This is a genomic window from Streptomyces aquilus (genome assembly GCF_003955715.1).
Lineage (GTDB): Bacteria > Actinomycetota > Actinomycetes > Streptomycetales > Streptomycetaceae > Streptomyces > Streptomyces aquilus.
The window spans coordinates 5149855-5161944 of record NZ_CP034463.1 but is presented as its reverse complement, the minus strand read 5'-3'; the positions used below and the strand labels follow the sequence as shown (position 1 = coordinate 5161944).

Here is a 12090-nt window from a genome sequence, read left to right as displayed (position 1 = left end):
CCGCCCCTCCTGCCTACGCCACCGTCGACTCGGAGCCGCCCAGGTGCTGCTGCTCCATGTGGGCTTCCACGAAGGCCGCCGCTCGCTCCTCCGCCTCCAGCTCGGCCGCGCGCAGGGCGTCGTCCGTCAGGTCGCGGTCGGCGGAGGACTCGGTCATCGCGCGGTCCGTGAAGACGAGCGGGCGTTCCGTCTCGGTGATCAGGTGTTTGACCACCTGGACATTGCCGTTGACGTCCCACACCGCGATGCCGGGGGTGAGCGAGGGGATGATCTCCACCGCCCAGCGGGGCAGGCCCAGGACCCGTCCCGTGGACCTCGCCTCGTCCGCCTTCTGGGCGTAGATCGTCCTGGTCGACGCCATCTTCAGGATCGCCGCGGCCTCCTTCGCCGCCGCCCCGTCGACGACGTCGGAGAGGTGGTGGACCACCGCCACGAACGACAGACCCAGCCGTCGGCCGAACTTCAGCAGGCGCTGGAAGAGCTGGGCCACGAAGGGGCTGTTGATGATGTGCCAGGCCTCCTCGACCAGGAAGATGCGCTTCTTCCGGTCGGGGCGGATCCAGGTGTGCTCCAGCCACACGCCGACGATCGCCATGAGGATGGGCATGGCGATGGAGTTGCGGTCGATGTGGGACAGGTCGAAGACGATCAGCGGGGCGTCCAGGTCGATGCCGACCGTCGTCGGGCCGTCGAACATGCCCCGCAGGTCACCGTCGACCAGACGGTCCAGGACCAGGGCGACGTCCAGGCCCCACGCCCGTACATCGTCTATGTCGACGTTCATCGCCTCGGCCGACTCCGGCTCGGGATGCCGTAGCTGCTCGACGATGTCCGTGAGGACCGGCTGGCGTTCGACGATCGTCTCGTTGACGTAGGCGTGCGCGACCTTCAGGGCGAAGCCCGAGCGCTCGTCCAGGCCGTGGCCCATCGCGACCTCGATGATGGTCCGGAGCAGCGCGAGCTGGCCCGTCGTCGTGATCGCGGGGTCGAGCGGGTTGAGGCGGATCCCCATGTCCAGGGCGGCCATCGGGTCCAGGCGGATGGGGGTTATCCCCAACTCCTGCGCGATGAGGTTCCATTCACCGACGCCGTCCTCGCCCTGGGCGTCCAGGACGACGACCTGCCGGTCCCGGAAGCGCAACTGCCGTAGGACGTACGTCTTCTCCAGCGCCGACTTGCCGTTGCCGGACTCGCCGAGGACCAGCCAGTGCGGGGCCGGGAGTTGCTGGCCGTACAGCTGGAAGGGGTCGTAGATGTAGCCCTTGCCGGAGTAGACCTCGCGGCCGATGATGACGCCCGAGTCGCCCAGCCCCGGTGCCGCCGTGGGCAGGTAGACCGCCTGGGCCTGGCCCGTGGAGGTGCGGACGGGCAGGCGGGTCGTCTCGACCTTCCCGAAGAGGAAGGACGTGAAGGCGTCGGTGAGGACGGAGAGCGGGTCCCGCATCAGCGCATCAGCCTCTACCTTCGGATTCCGGTGGCGAACGGGAGGGTGTTCACGAAGGCGCGGTGGTGCTCGCGGTCGCACCACTCCAGCTTCAGGTACGACTTTCCGGCCGAGGCCCGGATGGTCCGCTTGTCGCGGGCCAGCGCCTCGGGGGAGCGGGAGGAGACGGTGATGTAGCCGACCAGGTTGACGCCGGCCGCGCCGCTCGCCAGGTCCTCGCCGCGCTGGTCGAGGCGGTTGTGGGCGGCGATGTCACGGGGGTCGACGGTCCGGTTCATCTTCGCGGCGCGGGACGCCTCCGCCTCGTCGTTCGTCTTCTCCGTCAGCATGCGCTCGATGGCGACCTCGGTGGGTTCGAGGTCCATCGTCACGGCGACCGTGCGGATGACGTCCGGGGTGTGGACGAGGAGGGGCGCCAGGAAGTTCACGCCCACCGGGGTCATCGGCCACTCTTTCACCCAGGCGGTGGCGTGGCACCAGGGCGCGCGGGTGGAGGACTCGCGGGTCTTGGCCTGGAGGAAGGTGGGCTCCATGGCGTCCAGCTCGGCCGGCCAGGCGTTCCGTTTCGTCATCGCCTGGATGTGGTCGATGGGGTGGTCCGGGTCGTACATGGAGTGGATGAGCGAGGCGAGACGCCCCTGGCCGAGGGGCTGCCGTACGCGGATGTCCGCTTCCTGGAGGCGGGAGCAGATGTCGGTCAGCTCGCGCGCCATGACCACCGCCAGACCCGCGTCGCGGTCCAGCTTGCGGCCCGACTGGGGGCGGGCCGCGCGGGCCATCGCGTGGGCCTCGGCGGAGAGTTCGCGGGTGTAGTGCATACAGGCGACGAGGTACGCGCGGTGCTGCTCGCTGCTGGTGGAGACCATCGACTGGAGCTGGTCGTACGACTGCTGCAACCATCCCGGTGCCTTGTCGTCGCCGCGGACGGCCACGTCCTTGGCGTGGGCGTCCGGGTCGGCGGGGAGGGTGCGGGCGAGCATCTGGAGGCGGGTGACGAAGCCGTCGCCGTTGGCCACGTGCTTGAGCAGCGTGCCGAAGCGGTCGACCAGCGCCTCCTGGTCCTCGGAGTCGCGCAGGCCGACGCCGGGGCCCTCGATCTCGATGGCGGCCGTCACCGTGCGGCGGTCCGCGTGCAGGAGTACGGCGATCTCGTCGGGGCCGAAGGGGGCGGCGAGCCAGGTGATGCGGCCGATGCCGGGGGGCGGGCCGATCTCGATCTCGCGGCCGTCGACGCGGGTGCCGGCCTCCATGACGCCGGAGCGGTAGACGGTGCCCTGCTTGAGGGTGCGCTTGTAACTGCGGTTGATCTCGAACCACTTGTAGAACGTGCGGTGCTTGTACGGGACGTAGACCGCCGCCAGTGCGAGCAGCGGGAAGCCCATCAGCAGCACGATGCGCAGGGACAGCACCGGGACGAGGAGCCCGCACATCATGCCGAGGAACGCGCCGCCGATGATGAGCGCGATCTCGCCGGTCTCACGGTTCCTGCCGACGATCGCGTTCGGCCGGGCGCGGCCGATCAGATATGTACGGCGGGGCGTGACCGGATGGGACACGTGGGACTCGGTCGTCAACGCCCTTCACCTCCCGAGCGGTTGTTACTGCTGTTGCGGGTGTTGCTGGCATGGGGTGTGTTCACCGGGCTGCTCGAGCGGGGCGAGGGGGCGGCGGAGGGGACAGATCCGCCGCCGGCGCCGCCGCCGTTCGAGCCGCGCGTGCTGTGGGCGGCCACGCCGCCGGAGGCCGGGTTGGAGGGGCGGGCGCCGCCGCCGGAGGCTTGTCCGCCGCCGTTGTTGTCGGCCCGGGTGCTGTGGGTCTTGATGCCCTGGGCGACGAGGGTGGCCGGGGAACTGATGACGGCCGCGGCCTTCCCCTCCGCGCCCTGCATGATGCGGTTGTTGCGGGAGCCGGCGATCTCGTCGCCGAAGCCGGGGACGAAGCGGTAGATCATCGCCGACGCGAAGATCGCCAGCAGGATGATGGCGAGGCCGGAGACGACCGCGGAGAAGGCGTCGGGGCCGTCGTCGGTGGACAGTGCGCCGGCGAGGCCGAGGACGATGACGATCACCGGTTTGACCAGGATGACCGCGATCATGATGCCCGCCCAGCGGCGGACGTGGCCCCAGAGGTTCTTGTCGACGAGGCCGGCGTAGACGACGGTGCCGAGGAGGGCGCCGACGTAGAGCAGGGCGGCCCTGATGACGAGCTCCAGCCAGAGGACTCCGGCGGCGAGGATGCTGACCAGTGACACGACGATCAGCATGATCGGGCCGCCGCCGATGTCCTCGCCCTTGTTGAGGGCGCCGGAGAAGGTGCCAAAGAACGTGTCGGTCTGGTCGCCGGTCGTCTTCGCGAGGACCTCTGTGATGCCGTCGGTCGCCGATACGACGGTGTAGAGGATCAGCGGGGTGAAGGCCGAGGCCAGGACGGTGAGCCAGAGGAACCCGATCGCTTCGCCGATGGCGGTGGAGAGGGGGACGCCTCGTACCGCGCGCTTGGCTACCGCGAGCAGCCACAGGAGCAGGGTCAGCACGGTCGACGCCGCGAAGACGACCGCGTACTGCTGGAGGAACTTGGGGTTCGTGAAGTCGACGTTGGCGGTGTCCTTCACGGCCTCGCTGAGCTTGTCGACGGTCCAGGAGGCGGCGTCGGCACAGCCCTTGGCGAGGGAGGAGAGGGGGTCGAGGGAGGAGGTGGGGTCGATGGAGCCGCCGGAGCCGGAGCCGGTGCCGTGGCCTTGTTCGCAGTAGTCCTTGGCGGGGCCGTGGATCAGGTCGCAGGGGTCATTGCTGGGCGTAGCTGTAGGCGTGGGCGACGGTGTGGGTGCGGCGAAGGCGCGTGTCGCCAGGAGGACGACTGTGGTCTGTACGGCCGTGACGACAGTGGCGACCTTGAGTACGCGTCGGCTACCGGGCATAGGTGAACCCTCCGTACTCTTCGACGGCCTTCGCCATCTCGTCGGCGCTGGAGGCCCTGTCGTCGCCGGGAACGGGCGAGGGGCCGTCTTTCTGGGAGTGCGTCACGATCTTCCAGTCGCCCCCGGTCCACTGGAGTTGCATGGTGATGGTGAACCACGTGCTGGTGACCGGGTTGGTGGAGTTCTCGCCGGCCAGGCCGAGGAGACCGCTGCACCAGACCTCGACAGTCGCGTTGTCGGCGGATGCCTGGGTGGCCTTGGTGCCGATCGGGGTGGTGCGAGATACGAACGTGTAGCCCTGCGGTGTGGAGCCGTCCTCGTTCAAGCCGACGTTCTTGTTGAACTCCGGGGTGTAGGCCTTGTCCAGCGTTCCTTCGAACTGCGAGATCCGGGAAGGCGTGATGATGGCCTGCAGGATGGCGTCACGCTTGCTCTTGTTGAACATCTCGGCTGACCCCAGCGCCACGGAGTAGTTCGCCGCCGCACTCTGCGCCCCCTGCGAGTCACGCGCGAACCCCGACCCCACCGGCGTCTTCCCGCTCGCCGCCGTAGGTGATGTCACCGGCTTGTCGCCGCTCGTCGATTTCGATGGGGAGTCGTCTCCTCCGCGGTTCGCGAAGGCGATCGCGGCGATGAGGACCACCACCACGCCGACCACCGTGACGAGGCTTCGGGACGATGAGCGGCCGCCTCTCCGGGCGCCGCCGTACACGTCACCGCCGCTGTCCGGCAGGCGCGTGCGGGTCTGGCCCGTGCCTCCGTAACCGCCGGAGCCCTCGCGTTCGTCCCCGAGACTCATGCCGCGTACGCCCCCTCGACGTCGTGCGGAAACTCGTAGGCATACGACGGTAGCCGTGCTGGTTCCCGCGCGGGCGCGGTGTGGTGACTGGACATCAGGGAAACGCAACCTCAGCCGGTGGGCACGACGGGCGGGTGGGTGGTGGGGGACAGCCGGGCGTGCCCGGAGGGACTGGAGGGATGGGCTGACCGACCCGCTAGACCGCCATGCCGTACACGATGGTGAACAGCGTGCCGAGTGAGCCGATGATGAAGACTCCGGTGAGGCCGGCGATGATGAGGCCCTTGCCCTGTTCGGCGCTGAAGGTGTCGCGGAGCGCGGTCGCGCCGATGCGCTGCTTCGCGGCGCCCCAGATGGCGATGCCGAGGCAGAGCAGGATGGCCACCGCCATCACGACCTCGATCATCACCTTCGCCTCGTTGCCCAGGCTGCCGAAGGGGCCCCAGTCCGGAGCGATCCCGCCGATGATGGTGTTGATGTCTCCCTTGTCGGCCGCAAAGAGCATGTAAGTCACCGCCCCTGGTGGGTAGTTCCGCTTCCCCTGCGGGTGCGCAGAGGTCAGGCCTCATTGTCGCCGACAAATCCGCCGTCGTATGTCGACTTGGCGTCATTGATGGGCGAGTTTCGTACGAATGCTTGTCTGGTACTCGTTTGGTTACTCTGTGTATCACGGCAGGTCACGCCGGGCAATGAGGCCTGAGCGGAACCTTCGTGTGGTTCCGTCGTTGACCTCTTCTTGCACCCGTGTTCTGTGGGTGAAGGCTAACCCCCGTACGGCCACCGCTAGCGCGTCGTGCACTTCGGGTAGGTCGTGCCCTCGGCGCAGTTGTCGTAGCTGCTCTCGCTGACGTCGACCTCCTCCTCGTCGCCGCTCTTCGTACGGACCGTCAGTTCGTACTCGGTGTGGCAGCTTCGGGTCTTCTTGCCGTTCTTCTTCTTCGTCTTGCACTCGTAGTCCGAGTCCTTGCCGGTGACCGTGCCGGTGACGGGCTTCGAGTCGCTGCCGCAGGCGGTCAGCAGCGGTGCGGTGAGGACGGCGACCGTGGCAAGGGCCGCGAGTGTGCGCTTCATGTGACTTCCCCCGTGGGCATCGGCATGACGAACGGACGGGCCGCGGCTCGTCGCCACAGCCCGTCCCTCAGTATCCGTGCCGGCGTCAAGACCGGTGCCGGTGCGGCTCAGCCGGTGAAGGCGCCCACTCCCTCCGGGGTTCCCCAGCCTGTCGGGCCGTCATATCCCGACCTGGCCGTGCAGTAGTAGCTCGTGGTGCAGGTGCCGTTGTTGCCCGAGGTCACGTCGTTCAGGGCGGAGGTGTGCGCGTAGGGGTAGGAGGCGGGGTAGTCGCTGCTCCCCGGCGTGCCCGCCAGGGCGTAGACGCCCGCGATGATCGGCGCGGACGCGCTCGTGCCGCCGAAGGTGTACCAGCCCGCGGTGATGCCGTAGGAGTCGTAGACCGAGACGCCCGTCGCCGGGTCGGCCACCGCCGAGACGTCCGCGATCATGCGCTTGGTGCAGCTGGTGTCGGTCTGCCAGGAGGGCTTCGCGTCGTACGACGAGCAGCCGGAGCCCGTGCCCTCCGTGCTGCTGGTCTTCCAGACCGTCTCCGACCAGCCTCGGGTCGTCGAGGAGGCCCTCGACAGGGCTGTGCCGCCCACCGACGTCACGTACTTCGACGCCGCCGGGTATTCCGCGCCGTAGCCGCTGTCGCCGGCGCTGACCGTGATGGCGACGCCGGGGTGGTTGAAGTAGGAGGAGTCGTACGTCGTGTCGCTCGACGACTCGCTGCCGCCGTAGCTGTTCGAGACGTACTTCGCGCCGAGCTTGACCGCCTCGTTCACGGCCGTGCCCAGGTTGGCCATGGTGGCCGACTTGGCCTCGACCAGGAGGATGTTGCAGTTCGGGCAGACGGCCGACGCCATGTCGAGGTCGAGGGAGATCTCCTCCGACCAGCCGGTGTCGCTGGTGGGGAGGGAGGTCGTGGAGCCGGTCTGGCTGACCTTCTTGAAGCAGCCGTTGGCGGTGGTGCAGGCCGGGAGGCCGTAGTACGAGCGGTAGGTGGCCAGGTCGGCCGCCGCGTTGGGGTCGTTGTACGCGTCGACGATGGCGATCGTCTCGCCGGAGCCGTTGGAGGCGGCGGCGGACGTGAGGCCGTAGGCGTCCTGGAGGTCGCTCGGGCCGTAGCCGGAGGGGGTGGTGGCGTCGGCGGCCTTGGGGGTCACGCCGTTCGCCCGCTGGAAGGCCGTGGTGCCGCCCGTGACGCGGAGGGAGTCGCAGGCCAGCTCGCCCGTCCTGTGGGGAGTGGAGCAGGGGGTCGCGGCCCAGGTGACCTTGGCCGGGACGGCCGCGTTCGCCTCGCCGGCCGCGGTGCCGAGACCGGTGAGCAGCAGCGTCACGGCGGCGGCCGCGGTGCCGATCCGGCGCCATCTCGTCAGCGGGGAGGGTCTGTCGGTGGGGGTCGTGCGCATCGTGCAGCCTCCTGAAGGTGGTGGAACAGGAGCGGTGCGGGTGCGGGTCGCCGGAGCGGTGGACCCGGCGGCGGGCGGCGGCCCGGAACGACGGTCTCTTGTTGAGTACGTGACAACAAGGAGGGTGGTGGAATCCTGACTTCCGCCATACCGAACGGGGGTCGGGGCTTACTTCCTGATGGCCGCTCAATGGGCGGCGCACGGCGGTTGCTTGACCCGATGCACAGGTGGACGGCGAACGGGCCGCGACCGGATGGCGCGGCCCGTTGCCGTGTGTGCCGCCGAAGGGGACCCCACGTCCCCCCTCTCAGGGCGGCTCCCCGTGACCCGACGGGGAGTTTCTTCCTGGCGCGGGTCAGCCGGTGAAGGCGTCCAGCCCGGCCGGGGTTCCCCAGCCCGTCGGGCCGTCGTAGCCCGACCTGGCCGTGCAGAAGTAGCTCGTGGTGCAGGAGCCGTTGCTGCCGCTCGTCACGTCGTTCAGGGCGGAGGTGTCCGCGTAGGGGTAGGAGGCCGGGTAGTCGCTGCTGCCCGGGGTGCCCGCGAGGGCGTACACCGACGCGATGATCGGGGCCGAGGCGCTGGTGCCGCCGTAGGTGTTCCAGCCGGTGCCGTCGGAGCCGTAGGAGTCGTAGACGGACACACCCGTCGCCGGGTCGGCGACCGCGGAGACGTCGGCGATCATGCGCTTCGAGCAGCTCGTGTCGGTCTGCCAGGACGGCTTGGCGTCGTACGCGGAGCAGCCGGAGCCGGTGCCCTCGGTGCTGCTGGTGTTCCAGACGGACTCCGTCCAGCCGCGGCTGGTGGAGGACGTGGAGAGCTTCGTGCCGCCGACCGCGGTCACGTACTTCGACGCGGCCGGGTACTCGGCGCCGTAGCCCTCGTCGCCCGCGGAGACGGTGATGGCGACGCCGGGGTGGTTGAAGTAGGAGGAGTCGTAGGAGGAGTCGCTCGACGACTCGCCGCCGCCGTAGGAGTTGGAGACGAACTTCGCGCCGAGCTTGACCGCCTCGTTCACGGCCGTGCCCAGGTTGGCCATGCTCGACGACTTCGCCTCGACCAGGAGGATGTTGGCGTTGGGGGCGATGGCGGAGACCATGTCGAGGTCGAGGGAGATCTCGCCGGCCCAGCCGCTGTCGGCGGTGGGGAGGGAGGTCGTGGAGCCGGTCTGGCTGACCTTCTTGAAGCAGCCGTTGGCCGTCGTGCAGGCCGGGAGGCCGTAGTACGAGCGGTAGGTGGCCAGGTCGGCCGCCGCGTTGGGGTCGTCGTACGCGTCGACGATCGCGATCGTCTCGCCCGAGCCGTTCGAGGCGGCGGCGTCGGTCAGGCCGTAGGCGTCCTGGAGGTCGCTCGGGCCGTAGCCGGTGGGGGTGGCGGAAGTGGCGTTCGGCTTGAGGGACTTGGGAGTCGTGCCCTTCAGCGCGGCCTGCTTCTCCATGAATGCGGTGGTGCCCGCGGTGACGCGGAGCGCGTTGCAGGCGGCGTAGCCCTTCTTGGGGGCCGCGGCGCAGGAACTCTCGTACTGCACATGGGCCTTGGCGACCTGCGCCGCGATGGCCTTCGCGCTCGCCTTGTGCGGCGTGGGGGTGTCGGCGTGTGCCTGGGCGGCGGTGCCGAGGCCGGCGAGGAGGAGTGCGGTGGTGGCCGCGGCGGCGGAGCCCGCCTTGCGCCATCTGCCGGGTATGTGGGGGGAGTTGGGCGTACGCAACGTACAGCCTCCTGTGAGTGGGGTTGCAGAGGCCTGCGGTGGGGGACCACCGGTGAGGTTCCCGGTGGGGGCGGCGACCCGCGTAGACCATCCCCTTGTTGAGTACGTGACAACAAGACGCGTTGCGGAACTCTGACTTCCGCATGACTCAGGGGCGTGGGGGCTTACTGATCAATGGCGGGCCGATGGCCATGGGTTGGCTGTGGCTTGACTGTGCGCACAGCCGGCTCACAGCGAGCGGGCCGCGGGGGTCATCGGGGCAACAGGCCGTGCAACAGGAGATGGACGAGGGTGTCGACGCTGTCGACGGCCGCCTGGGCGTCGGTGTGGCCGTTGGCCGCGAACGTGGCGATGCCGTGCAGCGCGGCGCCCACGGTGAGGGTGAGCACGGCCGGGTCGCCCTCGACGATCTCGCCGCGCTGCTGGGCCTCCGCGACGATCGCGGCCAGGGACTGCACCGTGCGCTCGGCCGCGGCGGCCATCTGCCCGGAGGCGTCCGGGTCGTGCTTGAGGGAGTACATGAGCTCCAGCAGTGCCGCGTTGTCGGTGGCGAACCGCAGATAGGCGCGGGTGAGGCCGGTGAGGCGGGGCTGGAGCGGAAGGGTGGGGTCGTCGGCGGTGGCGAGGGTCTGCATCAGGCGGTCGTAGCCGTCGAGCGCGAGTGCGTCGAGCAGGGCCTGCTTGTCCTTGAAGTGCCGGCCGGGGGCGGCGTGGCTGACGCCGATGTCCCGGGCCAGCTCGCGCAGTGACAGCGCTGCGGCGCCCTTGTCGCGCAGGGTGCGTTCGGCGGAGGTGAGCAGCGCCGAGCGCAGGTCTCCGTGGTGGTAGGGGCGGCTCGCGGACATGGACACCATCGTATCCGTATGTTGGCGTCGCCATCATTGTTGTCATTGACAGCATTGTTGGCGACGCCTACATTGAGGCCATGGCCGACAAGCAGAACGCATGGAATCCGAACGACCTCCCTGACCTCGCGGGCCGCACGGCCGTCGTCACGGGAGCCAACAGCGGCATCGGGCTGCGCGCCGCGGAAGGGCTGGCCCGGGCGGGCGCGCATGTCGTGTTCGCCGTACGGGACGTGGAGCGGGGGCGGGCCGCGGCGGCGGGCGTGAACGGCAGCACCGAGGTGCGGCGGCTCGATCTGGCGGACCTGTCGTCGGTGCGGGAGTTCGCGGACGGCTGGGAGGGGCGGCCGCTGAGCCTGCTGATCAACAACGCGGGCGTGATGATGCTGCCCCAGCAGCGGACGCGGGACGGCTTCGAGATGCAGTTCGGCACAAACCACCTGGGGCACTTCGCGCTGACGAACCTGCTCCTGCCGCACGTCACGGACCGGGTGGTCACGGTGGCGTCGGGCGCCCACCGCTTCGGCGACCAGAAGATCCACTTCGACGATCTGAATCTCACCTCGAACTACAGCCCGACCCGCGCCTACGCCCAGTCCAAGCTCGCCAACCTGCTCTTCGTGCTGGAACTCCAGCGCAGGCTGACGGAGGCGGGCTCGCCGGTCCGCGCCACCGCCGCGCACCCCGGCTGGGCGGCCACCAACCTCCAGAGCCATCACGCCAACCCCCTGATGCGCCTCGGCATGGCGATCGGCAACAGGCTCCTCGCCCAGGACGACCGCGCGGGCGCCCGGCCCACCCTGTTCGCGGCGACCGAGGACATCCCCGGCGCGAGCTACGCCGGCCCGGACGGGCTGGGCGAGTGGCGCGGCGCCCCGACGCTGGTCAGCCGCTCCCGCGCGGCGAGCGACACGGTGGCCGCACGACGCCTGTGGAGCGCGTCGGAGGAACTGACCGGGGTGAGGTTCCCCCTGGAGGCCGCTGTGCGGGGCTAGGCCGACGGCGTGGTGGGCGACGGGTCGGCGTCCGCCGCGAAGGCGGTCGCCGGAACGGCGAGCGCCATGGAGGCGGCGACGGCGAGGGCCGAGACGGTGAGTGACGTAAGGACCCGTTCCCCCGGACGGCGCAGCCGTCTGACCCCTCTCTCACCTTCGGCGGCCACACTGACTTCGATGAAGCACACGCCCCTCTGTGTCGCCCTCGTGCTGCTCGCCGTCACCTCTGCCTCCGAGGCGGCCGCCGACGACGGGCCAGGACCGTTCGGTGTCACCGCCGTCGCGCAGGCAAACGCGGAGACGGCGAGAGTCGGGGCGCTGTTCGACGACGGAGAGCACTTCTGCACGGCGTCCGTCGTGCACAGCCCGGGCCGGGACCTCGTCGTGACCGCCGCCCACTGTCTCGACGGCACCGAGGACGCTCTCGAGTTCGTGCCGGGCTACCGCAACGGTCGGGCGCCGTACGGGAAGTGGCGGGTGACGCGGCGCTTCCTGCCCGACGGGTGGGACGAGGACAGCGACGTGGCCTTCGCGGAGGTGGCCGAGCGGCACGGCGAGGGCGTCGAGGACGTCGTCGGCGCGAACCGCTTCACCACCGGCACCGCCACCGGCGCCACCGCCGTGACCGTCACCGGGTACCCCAACTCCCGTGAGGTCCCGCTGCGGTGCACCAACAAGCCGATCGCGCACAGCCGTACGCAGCAGCGCATCGACTGTCCCGACCTCAGCGGCGGGACCAGCGGCAGCCCCTGGGTGAACGGGGACGGTCAGGTCGTCGGCGTGCTCGGCGGGCACGAGCAGGGCGGGGAGACCGACGACATCTCGTACAGCGTCGTCCTCGGCTCCGAGGCCGCCGCGTTGTACCGCCGGGCGGTCGGCTGATCTCTGTGGCGTCCCCCGGTTGCCGCGGATTCCGCCGG

General features: G+C 69.9%; 12 protein-coding genes. 2 read left to right on the top strand and 10 right to left on the bottom strand.

Translation table 11 applies throughout. The annotated features are described in order from the left end of the window. Positions 1-13: 13 nt before the first annotated feature. The 9 genes from EJC51_RS23635 to EJC51_RS23595 form a co-directional block, all read right to left on the bottom strand. Positions 14-1444, bottom strand: a complete 1431-nt coding sequence (locus EJC51_RS23635; protein ID WP_079312623.1) for an ATP-binding protein — start codon at positions 1442-1444, stop codon at positions 14-16. Positions 1445-1458: 14 nt separating this feature from the next. Further along, the gene (locus EJC51_RS23630; protein WP_126272921.1) at positions 1459-3018 is read right to left on the bottom strand and encodes an SCO6880 family protein; all 1560 of its coding nucleotides are present in this window, start codon (positions 3016-3018) and stop codon (positions 1459-1461) included. Then, the gene (locus EJC51_RS23625) at positions 3015-4361 is read right to left on the bottom strand and encodes a hypothetical protein (RefSeq protein ID WP_126272920.1); all 1347 of its coding nucleotides are present in this window, start codon (positions 4359-4361) and stop codon (positions 3015-3017) included. The genes EJC51_RS23630 and EJC51_RS23625 overlap by 4 nt, the downstream gene beginning before the upstream one ends. Further along, positions 4351-5160 (bottom strand): DUF8175 domain-containg protein, encoded by an 810-nt coding sequence (locus EJC51_RS23620; protein WP_126272919.1) that lies wholly within the window; start codon positions 5158-5160, stop codon positions 4351-4353. The genes EJC51_RS23625 and EJC51_RS23620 overlap by 11 nt, the downstream gene beginning before the upstream one ends. A gap of 196 nt (positions 5161-5356) precedes the next feature. Next, positions 5357-5665 (bottom strand): hypothetical protein, encoded by a 309-nt coding sequence (locus EJC51_RS23615; RefSeq protein WP_003991275.1) that lies wholly within the window; start codon positions 5663-5665, stop codon positions 5357-5359. 278 nt (positions 5666-5943) lie between these two features. Further along, complete coding sequence (locus EJC51_RS23610; RefSeq protein ID WP_126272918.1) at positions 5944-6231, bottom strand: DUF2500 domain-containing protein; 288 nt, start codon at positions 6229-6231, stop codon at positions 5944-5946. A 107-nt stretch (positions 6232-6338) separates the two neighbouring features. After that, complete coding sequence (locus EJC51_RS23605; RefSeq protein ID WP_126272917.1) at positions 6339-7625, bottom strand: S53 family peptidase; 1287 nt, start codon at positions 7623-7625, stop codon at positions 6339-6341. 355 nt (positions 7626-7980) lie between these two features. Next, a complete protein-coding gene (locus EJC51_RS23600) occupies positions 7981-9330 on the bottom strand; it encodes a S53 family peptidase (protein ID WP_126272916.1) in 1350 nt (449 codons plus the stop codon). A gap of 251 nt (positions 9331-9581) precedes the next feature. Further along, complete coding sequence (locus EJC51_RS23595) at positions 9582-10184, bottom strand: TetR/AcrR family transcriptional regulator (protein WP_126272915.1); 603 nt, start codon at positions 10182-10184, stop codon at positions 9582-9584. A 71-nt stretch (positions 10185-10255) separates the two neighbouring features. Here EJC51_RS23595 and EJC51_RS23590 point away from each other — a divergent pair, with 71 nt between their 5' ends. After that, a complete protein-coding gene (locus EJC51_RS23590; protein WP_126272914.1) occupies positions 10256-11170 on the top strand; it encodes an oxidoreductase in 915 nt (304 codons plus the stop codon). Here EJC51_RS23590 and EJC51_RS47800 read toward each other — a convergent pair. After that, a complete protein-coding gene (locus EJC51_RS47800) occupies positions 11167-11337 on the bottom strand; it encodes a hypothetical protein (protein WP_165951444.1) in 171 nt (56 codons plus the stop codon). The genes EJC51_RS23590 and EJC51_RS47800 overlap by 4 nt on opposite strands. 10 nt (positions 11338-11347) lie before the next feature. Here EJC51_RS47800 and EJC51_RS23585 point away from each other — a divergent pair, with 10 nt between their 5' ends. Further along, positions 11348-12052, top strand: a complete 705-nt coding sequence (locus EJC51_RS23585) for a trypsin-like serine peptidase (RefSeq protein WP_126272913.1) — start codon at positions 11348-11350, stop codon at positions 12050-12052. Positions 12053-12090 lie beyond the last annotated feature (38 nt).